We start from the raw sequence: 14,162 nt of genomic DNA on the forward strand, positions 1-14,162 counted from the left end.
CTGACCGTCAGCTGATAAAAAGCCGGGCCTGTTCACGATCGTGACAGGCCCGGTTTTTTACGTCCAGATATAGACCTGTCTATACCTTTTGAGCGGCTGCAAGCGAGCCGGCACTATGACGAGATGAGAAAGTTTATTTTCATATAGTGCTAAATATATACTAAATATGATTCCATAAAACAACAGACTAGTCAAAAAATGAGTCAATAATCGCAATATCGGGCTTTTCCCCTTTGCAGGGCTACTTCGATGTGAGAAATTCATGTCCCACGTTACAAAGTACGATGTTCTTACGAGGAATATCACTTGCTCGTGTCGACAATTCACACAAAACGACAGCTCGGGAGTAGTCTTGAACAAAACTGTAATCAACACACCAGGTTTTAAAAAAAGCACCATTGCAATCGCATTGACCCTGGCATTCTCGCCATATGCATTCGCACAACAAGCTGCAGAACCTGTAGAAAAAATTCAACGCGTCGAAGTCACCGGTAGCAGCATCAAGCGTACCGAAGCGGAAGCGGCGGGTTCGATCCAGATACTGACCCGCGATGACATCGAGCGTACCGGCCAGACCACCGCGCTGGGCATCCTCAATTCCTCGTCCGCCATCAGCACCTCGCTCAACTCGTCGAGCACCAGCTCGGGCGGTTTCGCGACCGGTTCGTCGGGCGTTGGCATGCGTGGCCTGGGCAAGGTCGCCACCCTGGTGCTGGTCAATGGCCAGCGCATTGCGCAATACGGCCTGGCCGACAACGCACAACAGAATTTCACCAATCTGGACGCGATCCCAGCTTCCGCCATCGAACGCATCGAGATCCTGAAAGACGGCGCATCGGCGATCTACGGTTCCGACGCGATTGCCGGCGTGATCAACATCATCCTGCTGAAAGAATTCGTTGGTGCCAAGCTGACCGGCAACTACAAGGAATCGGACGGTTTCAAGGACCAGCGTGACCGCAACGTGTCGGGCATCATCGGCTATGGCGACATCGACAAGGATGGCTTCAATACCTACCTGACGTATGAAGCGTACAAGAGCGACGGCTACACCACCGGCGACCTGCGTAGTCACTACCCGGCATGGCACCGCCTGACCCCGGGCCGTTCGACCTGGGATGCCGGCAGCTCGTTCTCGCCGACTGGTAACTACTACCGCAGCAGCACCAACATCGTTGCCGCACCAGGCTGCCCTGCCGGCAATATCGACCCGAAAGATGGTCTGTGCAAGATGGACATCCTGCCGTACACCGGCTTGACCACCGATGCCAAACGCTATGCACTGGCCAGCAATACGCACTTCCGCATTGGCAAGGATATCGACGCCAACTTCGAGATCACCAATGCCGGCGCCAGCAATGACTATATCGTCGCCCCGTTCAGTGTCAGCAATGGCAATGCGACGACCTCGTCGAGCACCTGGTACAACGCGATTGACGGCAAGATGGTCGGTCCGTTCTTCTATCCTAAGCTGCCGGTCGGCCACGCCATGAATCCGTACGCCGTGCCGGTGGAATACCGCGCACGCATGATGGACACCGGCAATGGTTTCAACTTCAACCGCACCGAGTCGGACCAGACCCGCGTGATGCTGACCTTGAACGGCGATATCGGCAGCTTTGACTGGAAATCGTCGGCCGGTTTCATGAAGTCGTCGGCCACCAAGGCGACCCGCGCTGTCAGTAAAGACGGCTACAGCAATGCCATCAACAACGGTACCTACAAGTTCGGCCAGCAAAACGATGCAGCCTTGCTCGAATCGATGTTCCCGGTCCGTACCACCTTCGGCGAATCGAAGACCACCTTCATCAACGCCACCGCGTCCGGCGAAGTGTTCCAACTGCCGGCAGGTGCCGTGAGCATGGCGTTTGGTACCGATATCCGTCGCGAAAAATATGAAATGGCCAGCTCGGATAACGTGCTGCGTGGCGAGCTGGTCGGCATCGCCGGCCTGCAAGTGAAAGACACGTCGGATCACTACGCGCTGTTTACCGAGGCGACCATTCCTGTCATGAAACGCGTCGAACTGAGCGCCGCAGTACGTGCCGACAAGTCGAGCAACAGCGACGTGCACTTCTCGCCAAAACTGGGCCTGCGCGTCAATGCCACCGACACCCTGTTGCTGCGTGCAACGGCATCGGGCGGCTTCCGCGCACCGAACATCGTTGAAACCGGTAACGGCCTGGGTCGTAGCTCGTTCGCGACCGCACAGACCGATCCACGCCGCTGCACCACTTCCAGCACCTTGAACAACCTGGTGCAGAACAACCCTGCAGCCACCAGCGCCGACAAGGCGCAGGCGAACACCTTCCGCAATGCGGACTGCTCGTTCGGTGTGCCGACCTTCGTGTCCTCCAACAAGGACCTGAAACCGGAAACCTCGCGTTCGCTGACCGCCGGCTTCGTGTTTGAGCCGATCAAGAACTGGACCGTGGCACTGGACTACTACCATATCGAACGCAAGGACGAAATCGGTACCCGTTCGATCTCGGACATCCTGCGCGGCGAAGCTGATCTGGCACCAGGCCAGCTGATTCGCGTGGACAATTCGGCTTCCGATGCGCAGTTCCTGGCACTGGTGAAGAAATACGCACCAAGCAACACGCTCAACTTCGGTGGCGTGGGTGCGGTCGGCCTGTTGTTCAACCCATACGTCAACAGCGGCAAGACCCGTGCTTCGGGCTTCGACTTTGATGCAGGTGGCCGTTTCAACACCGCCATCGGCCAGGTTCGCCTGAAAGTGGAAGGTACCTACCTGTGGAAATACCAGGAATTCAGCGTCACCGACAATGCCTATGACACCAATATGGCCGGTACCTACGACCTGGGTTCGCGCATGAAAGCCAAAGCGCGCGCCAGCCTGAAGAACGGTAATTTCGACCATGGCGTGACGGTCAACTACGAAAGTGGTTACAGCAACGACAGCCTGTCGTCGCCAACCTACTGCGTCACCAACAAGGTCGCGGCTGAAAACATGTCGGCCTGCGCCCGCGTTGGCAGCAACACGACGGTCGATTACAACCTGGCCTACAGCGGTATCAAAAACACCCGCCTGAACCTGTTCATCGACAATCTGTTCGAAAAAGATGCTCCGGTTCAGTGGCGCGATGGTTACACGCCACAGTTCCGCCGCATCGGCGTTTCGGCCAGCTACAAGTTCTTCTGATTGTAGTGCGTTGATTTTGCCAGTCCCGGCCTTCTTGCCGGGAGCACATGAAAACCAGGCCTCGCGCCTGGTTTTTTTTGTACTGTCGCCAGCGGACGATAGTGCTTTACAGTGTGTCAGGCGGGCGCTAAAGTTGCCGCATGCTTAATACCCTCGATACCCATCTGTTGAATGCCGCGCCGCGTGGCGGCCTGCGTGGCTGGCAGCGCTTTCTCACCGAGTTCGTGTATTTCGGCATCAAGGAGGCAAGGGCCTGCCTGTTCGTCGGGCTGTTCTTCGGCGCCGTGTTCCTGGTGCCGCGTGCCGGTATCCTGGGCCTGCCGCGCTACGACGTGCTGCTGCTGGTGGCGCTGGCTATCCAGGGCGCGATGGTCTGGGGCAAGCTGGAAACCTGGGATGAATTAAAGGCCGTGTGCCTGTTCCATGCGGTCGGCTTCGCGCTGGAGGTGTTCAAGGTATCGGGCAGCATCGGGTCCTGGAGCTATCCCGATTTCGCCTGGAGCAAAGTGTTCGGCGTGCCGCTGTTCTCGGGCTTCATGTATGCGGCTGTCGGCAGCTACATCATCCAGAGCTGGCGCCTGCTCGACATGCGCATCCGCCATCATCCGCCGTACTGGATGGCAGTGATGATCGCGCTGCTGATCTATGCCAATTTCTTCACGCATCACTATATCGGCGACTACCGCTGGTACCTGGCCGCCTGCGCGCTGGGCCTGTATGCCCGCACCACGGTGGTCTTCCGTCCGCTCGACCGCGACCGCAGCATGCCCTTGCTGCTCGGTTTCGTGCTGGTTGGTTTTTTCATCTGGCTGGCCGAAAACATCAGCACCTTCTGGGGCGTGTGGCGCTATCCGAACCAGCTGGGCGCCTGGTCGGCGGTGCATGTCAGCAAATGGAGTTCATGGTCGCTGCTGGTGGTGATGACGTTTACCATCATCGCCCACCTGAAGCACATCAAGCACAGCATCCACGTGGCGCGCGCTTAATCCGGCCAGTCTTATTTCAGGATGGCGGCCGTTTCCAGGAAGCGCTTGCCGAGCGCCGCTTGCGGACCGCCCTGCAGCTGTTTCGCATACTGGCGCAGCACTTCGGCCGAGTAGGTGCGCGAGGTTTCGGACAGCTTGTGCAGCAGCGGCAGCGAACGCTCAAGGTAGGCGCTGCCTTCCTGCCATTTGCCTTGCGCCGACAGCGCCGAGGCCAGTTCCACCAGGCGCCGGCCGATGCGTGCATCGCTGCGCGGCAGGGCTGCTTCCTCGGTCGCCAGCGCCTGCTTGTACAGCGCTTCGGCTTCCACATGCTTGCCCAGCAGGCGCTTGATGCGGCCCAGGTTGTACTGGCGCTGCGACAGCAGTTCATCTTTCGCGCCGGCCTTGATGGCGCTGTCGAGCGCCTGTTTGCAGGCCAGTTCCGCTTCGGCCAGCTGGCCCTTCAGTTCTGCTGCATTGCAGGCGTCATGCTGCGCGCTGGAGGCGGCAAGGGCGGGTGCCGGATCAGGGGTGGTGGCGCAGGCAGTGAGCAAGCTGGCGATGCATAACAGGCTGATGGTCGATGTCTTCATGTTTTCCTCGTGCAGGCGGTGGATACAGGGTGTATCTCTTTGGAAGCCTCTGATAAATATACTATAACTAGTTTACTGTGAGAATTTATTTACACGCTTGTGCGCACTTCCCCACAGAATGCTTGCGGCGGGCGCGATTGACGCTGCTTGCCCGCTTCAGGGATACTGCGTTCTCCTCATCCATTACGGCGCCGCCATGACCCGTACCATCCTGATCGTCGAAGATGAACAGGCGATCGCCGACAGCATCGCCTATGCCCTGCGCACCGATGGTTTTACGCCGTATCACGTGATGCTCGGTGAACAGGCGCTGGCTGTCATGCGCAGCAGCAGTGACGCCTGCGCCGCGCCGCAGCTGGTGGTGCTCGATATCGGGCTGCCCGACATGAACGGCCTGGAAGCGTGCCGCCAGCTGCGCCAGTTTTCCGATGTGCCGGTGATTTTCCTGACTGCCCGCAGCGATGAAATCGACCGCATCGTGGGGCTGGAAATCGGTGCCGACGATTACGTGACAAAACCGTTTTCCCCGCGCGAACTGGTGGCGCGCATTCGCGTCATTTTGCGCCGCGCAAGAGTTGCGCCACCCCTACCGGAAGCCGGCCAGCCGCCACGCGCCGATGCTGCGCGGTTTGAATTGCGCACCCCGGAAGCGCGCGTGCTGTTCCATGGCCAGCCGCTGGACCTGACCCGCTATGAATACCTTCTGCTGAAAACCCTGCTCGAGCATCCCGGTCACGTGCTGTCGCGCGCGCAGCTGATGGAGCGCGTCTGGAGCGGCGCGCCCGACACGCTGGAGCGCACGGTCGACGCCCACGTGAAATCCTTGCGTGCCAAGCTGCGCGCCGTTGATGCAAAGGTCGATCCGATCCAGACCCACCGTGGCCTGGGTTACAGCCTGGCGGGCGCCTGACATGAAGATCGGCCTGCGCATCCTGTGCGGCTATTTCCTGGTGGTGGGCCTGGCCGCCTGGTTCCTGCTCAATGTGTTCATGGAGCAGGTCAAGCCCGGCGTGCGCTCGACCCTGGAAGACACCCTGGTCGACACCTCGCAGCTGCTGGCCGCGCTGGTGGCGGCCGACATGCGCGATGGCAGGCTTGACGACTCCGCCGTGCTGCAGCGCATGCAGCATTACGCGCAGCGCGCCATCGACGTCAATATCAACGGCGTGCGCAAGCGTTCGCTCGACTACCGGATCTATATCACCGACCGGCATGGCGTGGTGCTGTTCGATACCAGCGGGCGCGACGTGGGCAAAGATTACTCGCGCTGGAACGATGTGTATCTCACCTTGCAGGGCAAATATGGCGCGCGCAGCACGCGCTCGTACCCCGACAACGAGATGTCGACCGTGATGCACGTGGCAGCGCCGATTCGCGATGGCGACGCCATTATCGGCGTGCTGACGGTGTCCAAGCCGAACGCCAGCGTGCAGGCCTTTGTGGAACGCAGCCAGCGCATTATCCTGCAACGCGGCGCGATCCTGCTGCTGCTCTCCTTGCTGATCGGCCTGGCTTTTGCGTGGTGGTTGCACCATGCGCTGGGCAAACTGATGGCGTATATAGGCGCGGTGGAAGCGGGGCGCAAGGTGGCGCTGCCGCCGCTGGGCAACAGTGAAATCGGTATCCTGGGGCGGGCGCTCGACGCCATGCGCACGCGGCTTGAAGGCAAGGAATATGTCGAACAGCTGATGCATACGCTGACGCACGAATTGAAAAGCCCGATCGCCGCCATCCAGGCGTCGGCCGAGTTGCTGCAGGAAGACATGCCGGCTGCCGAACGCGCGCGTTTTCTCGGCAATATCCTGGAGCAGAACGCGCGCCAGCGGCAACTGATCGACAAGCTGCTGGCATTGGTGCGCGTGGAAAAGCAGCAGCGCCTCGACACGCCCGAGCTGATCGCCGTGGCGCCACTGCTGGCGCAGGTGGCGCAGGATGCCGCCGCCTCGCTGGCGGCGCGCGGCGTACTGCTGGAAGTGAGCGCCGTCGATGCCACGGTTGCCGGCGACGCCTTGCTGCTGCGCCAGGCGCTGGGCAATCTGCTGGAGAACGCCATCGGCTTTGCACCGCAGGGTAGCCGCATCGACCTGCAGGCTGGCAGAAGCGGGCAGGGGATCGAGATCGGCGTGCGCGACCGTGGCGAGGGCATACCGGCTTACGCGCAGGAGAGGATCTTCGAGCGTTTCTATTCGCTGCCGCGGCCTTCGGCAGGGAAAAGCACCGGCCTGGGCCTGCCCTTTGTGCGCGAAGTGGCCCTGCTGCATGGCGGCACGGTGGAAGTGGGCAACCATGCCGAGGGCGGCGCACTGGCGCGGCTATGGCTGCCGATGGCATAAAAAAGCCTGCACTTCACACGCAACGCATCATCAGCGCATACAGCTTTTCTAGACTGGCCTCCTTACCATTTGGAGGCACCATGCAAAAAACATTATTGATCAAGGCGCTGATCGTGTTCGGTCTGATGCTGCTGATCGGCCTGCCGCTGCTGATGATCCAGGAAACCATCAAGGAGCGCATGCAGTTTCGCCAGGAAGCGGTCGACAGCATCGCTGCCGATTCCGTGCGCGAGCAAACCCTGATCGGGCCGATCCTGGTGATACCGTATGTGGAGCAGTATGACGAGCGGGTTGAGATCGCAGCCGACAAGGACGTGAAAAGCAGCGTGCCGGTGCGCACTGAAGTACGGCGCCGCGTGATGCAGCGCCGCTTGCTGGTGTACCCGAACAATCTGCTGCAGCAGGGCAGCATCGAAACCGACCGCCGCTACCGCGGCATCCACCAGGTACTGGTCTACAGCGGCCAGCATGCTTTCAAGGGCGACTTCACCATGCCGAGCCTGGAGCAACTGCCGCGCAAGACGCCGGACGCGCGCATTACGGCTGGCCAACCCTTTGTTGCGCTGTCGATCGAGGATGTGCGCGGCATCCGCAATATCCCGAAAATCGACTGGGGCGGGCGCCAGATCGAGTTCGAGCAGGGCAGCGAGTTGTTTGCCTTCCGCAGTGGCCTGCACGCGCCGCTGGGCGCCATGCCCCTGGCAGCGCCGCAGCAGGTGAAATTCAGCTTCGATCTGGGCCTGGACGGCATCGAACGCCAGCATTTCGTGCCGGTGGCCAAAAACACCCAGGTCGTCCTCAAGTCAAACTGGCCGCATCCGCAGTTTGGCGGGCGCTTCTTGCCTTCGCCGAAACATCGCCAGATCGACGCCAACGGTTTCGTGGTGGAGTGGGGCATCTCGGCACTGGCCTCCGACGCGCAGCGCCAGATCTCCGCTATCGAAGCTGAATTCAAGGTGCCCGACAGCGCGCCACTGGGCCAGGTTGACCGTTTCAGCGTGGGCTTTATCGAGCCCGTCAATGTGTATTCTCAGTCGGACCGCGCCACCAAGTATGGCCTGCTGTTCGTCGCCCTGACATTTGCCGCCTTCTTCATCTTCGAAATACTGAAGAGCCTGCCGATCCACCCGGTGCAGTATCTGCTGGTCGGGCTGGCGCTGGTGATCTTCTTCCTGCTGCTGGTGGGCCTGGCCGAGCATATCGCCTTCTGGATGGCCTATCTGATTGCCAGCGCCGCATGTATCGTGCTGACCAGCTTCTACCTGACCTATGTGCTCAGGAGCGCGGCGAGGGCAATCGGCTTCGGCGTTGCATTGACCCTGTTGTACGGCGCCCTGTATGGCCTGCTCAATTCGGAAAGCAATGCGCTGGTGATGGGCAGCATCCTGCTGTTTGCCGTGCTGGCGGTCGTGATGGTGGTGACGCGCAAGGTCGACTGGTATCAGGTGGGCAAGGGCGGTGCTTTGCCGGCTGGAAAGGCGCATGAATAGCCGCTGCGCGGCCGATGTGTGTTACCTTAGCGCTCCTTCGCGGCAATGCCGGCAACTTGCCGCGAAGCGCACAACAACACTTTGACATACCTCGTGTTAACTTGTTGCGTCAAGGGTTTTTGTGCTATATACTAGCCGGCTTCGGTATGGATTCGTCCTTTTTTGAGTCCTACGTTATTTGTAGTTAAACAAGCCCCGCCCAATCGCAGGTGGGAATGGAGAAAAAATGAGCCTAGGCCTTCTCGGTCGCAAGGTTGGTATGATGCGCATTTTCACGGACGAAGGGGACTCGATTCCTGTCACCGTGCTGGACGTATCGAACAATCGTGTTGCGCAAATCAAAACCCCTGAAACAGATGGTTACTCCGCTGTTCAGGTCGCATTCGGTCAACGTCGCGCTTCCCGCGTGACCAAAGCTGTTGCTGGTCATCATGCTAAAGCTGGTGTTGAAGCTGGTACTCTGTTGAAAGAGTTCCGCGTTGATGCTGCTAAAGCCGCCGAATTGAAAGCTGGCGATGTCGTCGCTGCTTCCCTGTTCGAAGTCGGTCAAAAGATCGACGTGCAAGGCGTTACCATCGGTAAAGGCTATGCAGGCGTTATCAAACGTTACCACTTCGCTTCTGGCCGTGCAACGCACGGTAACTCGCGTTCGCACAACGTGCCAGGCTCCATCGGTATGGCGCAAGATCCAGGTCGTGTTTTCCCTGGTAAGCGCATGACCGGTCACCTGGGTGACGTGAATCGTACGATCCAGAACCTCGTGATCGCCCGTATCGATGCCGACCGTCAGCTGCTGCTGGTCAAAGGCGCGATTCCAGGTGCGAAAAATGGCCAGGTAGTTGTCTCGCCAGCCATCAAAACCAAAGCCAAGAAGGGAGCTTAAACGATGGAACTCAAGCTTCTGAATGCGCAAGGTCAAGCCGGCTCCAACGTCGTCGCTGCTGATGAAATTTTCGGCCGTGATTACAACGAAGCGCTGATCCACCAAGTCGTGATCGCTTATCAAGCGAATGCACGTAGCGGTAACCGCAAGCAAAAAGACCGTGAAGAAGTTCACCACACGACCAAAAAGCCATGGCGCCAAAAAGGTACCGGCCGCGCTCGTGCTGGTATGTCGTCGTCGCCACTGTGGCGCGGCGGTGGTCGGATTTTCCCGAACTCGCCTGACGAAAACTTCACCCACAAAGTGAACAAAAAAATGTATCGCGCAGGTGTCTGCTCGATCCTGTCGCAGCTGGCTCGCGAAGAGCGCCTGGTCGTCATCGACGATCTGACGATCGACGCGCCAAAAACCAAGCTGCTGTCGCAAAAATTGAACGGCCTGGGCTTTGATTCGGTTCTGATCATCACCGACGTTCTGAACGAAAACCTGGAACTGGCATCGCGCAACCTGCCTAACGTACTCGTCGTCGAGCCACGTCATGCAGACCCGATGTCCCTGGTGTTCTACAAGAAGATCCTGGTCACCAAAGCTGCACTGGCCAAGATTGAGGAGATGCTGGCATGAGCGCGATTTTGAAACATAGCGAAGAACGCTTGATGAAGGTGCTGTTGGCGCCCGTGATTTCCGAAAAGGCCACCATGGTCGCGGAAAAGAACGAGCAAATTGTATTCCGCGTACTGCCGGATGCAACCAAGCCTGAAATCAAGGCAGCAGTCGAACTGCTGTTCAAGGTCGAAGTCCTGTCCGTGCAAACTGCAAACCGCGAAGGCAAGCAAAAGCGCACCGGCAAGTTCAACGGCCGTCGTAACCATACCAAGCGTGCTTTCGTGTGCCTGAAGCCTGGCCAGGAAATCAACTTCTCCGAGGAGGCTGCATAATGGCACTCGTTAAGATGAAACCAACCTCGCCAGGCCGTCGCGGCATGGTGAAGGTGGTGAACCCGGACCTGTACAAAGGTCGTCCGTTCGCTGCCCTGGTTGAAAAGAAATCCAAGACCGCTGGTCGTAACAACAACGGTCACATCACCACCCGTCATATCGGTGGTGGTCACAAGCAACACTATCGCCTGATCGACTTCAAGCGCACCAAAGATGGTATTCCAGCGAAAGTGGAACGTATCGAATACGATCCGAACCGCACCGCGAATATCGCTCTGCTGTGCTACGCCGACGGCGAACGTCACTACATCATCGCAACCAAAGGCATGTCCGTTGGCGACAGCGTGATGAACGGTTCGGAAGCACCGATCAAATCGGGTAACTGCTTGCCAATCCGTAACATCCCGGTCGGTACCGTGATGCATTGCGTCGAAATGCTGCCAGGTAAAGGTGCTCAAATGGCACGTACCGCCGGCGCCGGCGTCGTGCTGATGGCTCGTGAAGGTACCTACGCTCAAGTGCGCCTGCGCTCGGGTGAAGTACGTCGCGTGCACATTGAGTGCCGTGCAACCGTGGGCGAAGTCGGCAATGCCGAACACAGCCTGCGTAAAATCGGTAAAGCTGGTGCGATGCGCTGGCGCGGTGTTCGTCCTACCGTTCGCGGTGTGGTCATGAACCCGGTCGATCACCCGCACGGTGGTGGTGAAGGTAAAACAGCAGCTGGTCGTCATCCAGTTTCGCCTTGGGGCCAACAGACTAAAGGTAAGAAGACACGCAGCAACAAGCGTACTACTTCCATGATCGTCTCGCGCCGCGGCAAGAAATAAGGGGTAGCACATGACACGTTCATTGAAAAAAGGGCCGTTCTGTGACGCCCACCTGGTGAAAAAAGTTGAAGCTGCGCAAGCTGCCAAAGACAAAAAGCCAATCAAAACCTGGTCGCGTCGTTCGACAATCATGCCTGACTTTATCGGCCTGACGATCGCGGTTCATAACGGCAAGCTGCACGTGCCGGTTTATGTTTCCGAAAACATGGTTGGTCACAAGCTCGGCGAATTCGCACTGACCCGTACGTTCAAGGGTCATGCAGCTGACAAAAAGGCTAAGAAATAATGGAAACCAAAGCTATCCTCAAAGGTGTGCGCCTGTCGGACCAAAAAGGTCGACTGGTTGCTGACCTGATCCGTGGCAAGAAAGTTGACGCAGCACTCAACATCTTGCAATTCAGCCCGAAAAAAGGTGCTGCGATCATCAAGCGTGTTCTGGAATCGGCAATCGCCAATGCAGAACACAATGATGGTGCGGACATCGACGAATTGTTCGTGAAAACGATCTACGTCGAAAAGGGCCCGGTCCTGAAGCGCTTCACCGCGCGTGCAAAAGGCCGTGGCGACCGTATTTCGAAACAATCCTGTCACGTTTACGTGACTGTCGGTAACTAAGGAGCCACGATGGGTCAGAAAATTCATCCAACCGGTTTCCGTCTGGCGGTCACCCGTAACTGGGCTTCGCGCTGGTATGCAGGCAACGGCAATTTCGCTGCCATGCTGAACGAAGACTTGAAAGCACGTGCTTACCTGAAAAAGAAACTGAAGAACGCTTCGGTTGGCCGCATCGTTATCGAGCGTCCTGCCAAGAACGCGCGCTTCACGATCTACAGCTCGCGTCCAGGCGTGGTCATTGGTAAAAAAGGCGAAGACATCGAAGTACTGAAGTCCGCGCTGACCAAGATCATGGGCGTACCTGTTCACGTGAACATCGAAGAAATTCGCAAGCCTGAAATCGATTCGCAACTGATCGCCGATTCGATCTCGCAGCAGCTGGAAAAACGGATCATGTTCCGCCGCGCCATGAAGCGTGCAATGCAAAATGCAATGCGCCTGGGTGCACTCGGTATCAAGATCATGTCGTCCGGCCGTCTGAACGGTATCGAAATCGCACGTAAAGAGTGGTACCGCGAAGGCCGCGTGCCTCTGCATACCCTGCGCGCCGATATCGACTACGGTACCAGCGAAGCGTCGACCACGTACGGCATCATCGGCGTCAAGGTGTGGGTATACAAAGGTGACCGCGCGCCTAACGGCGATGCACCAGTCATCGATACCCCAGCTGACGAGAAGAAGAGCCGCGGTCCACGCCGTGACGATGGCAAGCCAGCTGGCCGCCCGCGTCCAGCCGGTGCCGGTGCGAAACCATCCACAGCACCAGGTGCACGTGTGCGTACCGCCGCTAAACCGGCCGCCGCTGCAGCACCCGCTGAGAAAGCAGGAGAATAATCATGCTGCAACCAGCACGCAGAAAGTATCGTAAAGAGCAGAAGGGCCGTAACACCGGCATTTCGCACAGCCGCGGCACCGCCGTGTCGTTTGGCGAATTCGGTCTGAAAGCCGTTGCGCGCGGTCGTATCACTGCGCGTCAAATTGAAGCGGCGCGCCGTGCAATGACGCGTCACATCAAGCGCGGTGGCCGTATCTGGATCCGTATTTTCCCGGACAAACCGATTTCGAACAAACCGGCTGAAGTCCGTATGGGTAACGGTAAAGGTAATCCTGAGTACTACGTCGCTGAAATTCAGCCAGGCAAAGTACTGTACGAAATGGATGGCGTTGACGAAGCGCTGGCACGGGAAGCTTTCCGTCTTGCCGCCGCTAAACTGCCACTGGCGACGACGTTTGTCATCCGCCAAGTTGGCCAATAATTGGAGTTGGATATGAAAGCAACTGAACTCCGCGGCAAAGACCAGCCAGCTCTGCAAAAAGAGCTGAATGACTTGTTGAAGGCACAGTTCGGCCTGCGTATGCAAATCGCTACGCAACAGCTGAGCAACACTTCGCAGCTCAAGAAGGTACGCCGCGATATCGCGCGTGTGAAGACGGTAATGAATCTGAAGGAAGCCAAATGAACGAACCAGTGAAACAGTCGCTCAAGCGCACGCTGATCGGTAAAGTGGTATCCGACAAGATGGACAAGACCGTTACCGTTCTGATCGAGCGCCACGTAAAACATCCTTTGTATGGCAAGATCATCATGCGTTCGAACAAGTATCACGCGCATGACGAGACCAACCAGGTCAAAGCCGGTGACACGGTAGAGATCCAGGAAGGTCGTCCGATCTCCAAAACGAAGGCATGGACGGTGACACGTGTGGTTCAAGCCGCACCCATCGTTTAAATAAAATCCACCGTTTCGGCGGTGGTTTTTAATTTGTACTTGCAGGCCCGCAAATTGTATGTAATACTTGCGGGCTTCGTTCATGTAACGCCGCAAAGTGTCTGGCCACAGACATAGCTCCGCGGTCAGTTGATGTATGAAGGTCATGCACCCAAACAGTGAAGCCCAGCAGGGCGGCTCTGGCGGGACCAAGACTGACCGCGGGTCTACATTGTGTGGATTCTTCGGCTTAAGTTGGGAAAGAGAATACTATGATTCAAACTGAAAGCCGGCTCGAAGTGGCTGACAATACTGGTGCCAAAGAAGTTATGTGCATCAAAGTATTGGGTGGCTCCAAGCGCCGTTATGCTGGCATTGGCGATGTGATCAAAGTAACCGTCAAGGTTGCTGCGCCACGTGGCCGTGTCAAAAAAGGTGAAATTTATAACGCCGTGGTTGTGCGCACCGCTAAAGGTGTTCGCCGCCAAGACGGTTCCCTGGTGAAGTTCGACGGCAATGCCGCCGTTCTGTTGAACGCCAAGCTGGAACCGATCGGTACCCGTATTTTTGGACCTGTCACGCGCGAACTGCGCACTGAGAAGTTCATGAAAATCGTGTCCCTGGCACCGGAAGTCCTGTAAGGA

At 57.8% G+C, this 14,162-nt stretch carries 17 protein-coding genes; 16 read left to right on the plus strand and 1 reads right to left on the minus strand.

What is annotated here, in order from left to right; genetic code table 11:
- The first annotated feature begins 352 nt into the window (after positions 1-352).
- Entirely contained in the window at positions 353-3,166 is a 2,814-nt protein-coding gene (locus tag ACQ4WM_RS09570) for a TonB-dependent receptor plug domain-containing protein (RefSeq protein WP_436546461.1), read from the plus strand.
- Between the two features lie 140 nt (positions 3,167-3,306).
- Positions 3,307-4,152 carry a DUF817 domain-containing protein gene (locus ACQ4WM_RS09575; RefSeq protein ID WP_436546462.1) on the plus strand — a complete coding sequence of 282 codons (846 nt, stop codon included), beginning with the start codon at positions 3,307-3,309 and terminating at the stop codon, positions 4,150-4,152.
- Between the two features lie 11 nt (positions 4,153-4,163).
- Here ACQ4WM_RS09575 and ACQ4WM_RS09580 read toward each other — a convergent pair whose 3' ends face one another.
- Positions 4,164-4,724 carry a tetratricopeptide repeat protein gene (locus ACQ4WM_RS09580; protein ID WP_436546463.1) on the minus strand — a complete coding sequence of 187 codons (561 nt, stop codon included), beginning with the start codon at positions 4,722-4,724 and terminating at the stop codon, positions 4,164-4,166.
- Between the two features lie 196 nt (positions 4,725-4,920).
- Here ACQ4WM_RS09580 and creB point away from each other — a divergent pair, with 196 nt between their 5' ends.
- The 14 genes from creB (at position 4,921) to rplN (ending at position 14,159) form a co-directional block, all read left to right on the plus strand.
- Positions 4,921-5,634 (plus strand): two-component system response regulator CreB, encoded by a 714-nt coding sequence (gene creB, locus ACQ4WM_RS09585; protein WP_436546464.1) that lies wholly within the window; start codon positions 4,921-4,923, stop codon positions 5,632-5,634.
- Position 5,635: 1 nt separating this feature from the next.
- Complete coding sequence (creC, locus tag ACQ4WM_RS09590) at positions 5,636-7,057, plus strand: two-component system sensor histidine kinase CreC (protein ID WP_436546465.1); 1,422 nt, start codon at positions 5,636-5,638, stop codon at positions 7,055-7,057.
- Positions 7,058-7,137: 80 nt separating this feature from the next.
- Positions 7,138-8,547, plus strand: a complete 1,410-nt coding sequence (creD, locus tag ACQ4WM_RS09595; RefSeq protein WP_436546466.1) for a cell envelope integrity protein CreD — start codon at positions 7,138-7,140, stop codon at positions 8,545-8,547.
- A gap of 226 nt (positions 8,548-8,773) precedes the next feature.
- The gene (rplC, locus tag ACQ4WM_RS09600; RefSeq protein ID WP_010394393.1) at positions 8,774-9,430 is read left to right on the plus strand and encodes a 50S ribosomal protein L3; all 657 of its coding nucleotides are present in this window, start codon (positions 8,774-8,776) and stop codon (positions 9,428-9,430) included.
- Between the two features lie 3 nt (positions 9,431-9,433).
- Positions 9,434-10,054, plus strand: a complete 621-nt coding sequence (gene rplD / locus ACQ4WM_RS09605) for a 50S ribosomal protein L4 (protein ID WP_312434005.1) — start codon at positions 9,434-9,436, stop codon at positions 10,052-10,054.
- A complete protein-coding gene (rplW, locus tag ACQ4WM_RS09610; RefSeq protein WP_010394398.1) occupies positions 10,051-10,368 on the plus strand; it encodes a 50S ribosomal protein L23 in 318 nt (105 codons plus the stop codon). The genes rplD and rplW overlap by 4 nt, the downstream gene beginning before the upstream one ends.
- A complete protein-coding gene (gene rplB / locus ACQ4WM_RS09615; protein WP_065310150.1) occupies positions 10,368-11,195 on the plus strand; it encodes a 50S ribosomal protein L2 in 828 nt (275 codons plus the stop codon). The genes rplW and rplB overlap by 1 nt, the downstream gene beginning before the upstream one ends.
- A gap of 10 nt (positions 11,196-11,205) precedes the next feature.
- Complete coding sequence (gene rpsS / locus ACQ4WM_RS09620) at positions 11,206-11,481, plus strand: 30S ribosomal protein S19 (protein ID WP_008444295.1); 276 nt, start codon at positions 11,206-11,208, stop codon at positions 11,479-11,481.
- Positions 11,478-11,810: a 50S ribosomal protein L22 gene (gene rplV / locus ACQ4WM_RS09625; protein ID WP_170840583.1), complete on the plus strand. Its 333-nt coding sequence runs from the start codon at positions 11,478-11,480 to the stop codon at positions 11,808-11,810. The genes rpsS and rplV overlap by 4 nt, the downstream gene beginning before the upstream one ends.
- A gap of 9 nt (positions 11,811-11,819) precedes the next feature.
- On the plus strand, positions 11,820-12,644 hold the full coding sequence (gene rpsC, locus ACQ4WM_RS09630; RefSeq protein WP_092718261.1) for a 30S ribosomal protein S3: 825 nt from the start codon (positions 11,820-11,822) through the stop codon (positions 12,642-12,644).
- A gap of 2 nt (positions 12,645-12,646) precedes the next feature.
- A complete protein-coding gene (rplP, locus tag ACQ4WM_RS09635) occupies positions 12,647-13,066 on the plus strand; it encodes a 50S ribosomal protein L16 (protein WP_034753201.1) in 420 nt (139 codons plus the stop codon).
- A gap of 12 nt (positions 13,067-13,078) precedes the next feature.
- Positions 13,079-13,270, plus strand: a complete 192-nt coding sequence (gene rpmC / locus ACQ4WM_RS09640; protein WP_071079768.1) for a 50S ribosomal protein L29 — start codon at positions 13,079-13,081, stop codon at positions 13,268-13,270.
- Complete coding sequence (gene rpsQ, locus ACQ4WM_RS09645; protein ID WP_065310148.1) at positions 13,267-13,539, plus strand: 30S ribosomal protein S17; 273 nt, start codon at positions 13,267-13,269, stop codon at positions 13,537-13,539. Before rpmC ends, rpsQ begins: the two co-directional genes overlap by 4 nt.
- A 251-nt stretch (positions 13,540-13,790) precedes the next feature.
- Positions 13,791-14,159, plus strand: coding sequence for a 50S ribosomal protein L14 (rplN, locus tag ACQ4WM_RS09650; RefSeq protein WP_008444317.1), 369 nt, complete (start codon positions 13,791-13,793; stop codon positions 14,157-14,159).
- Positions 14,160-14,162: the final 3 nt, after the last annotated feature.

Source organism: Janthinobacterium longum (assembly GCF_051380735.1).
Classification (GTDB): domain Bacteria; phylum Pseudomonadota; class Gammaproteobacteria; order Burkholderiales; family Burkholderiaceae_D; genus Janthinobacterium.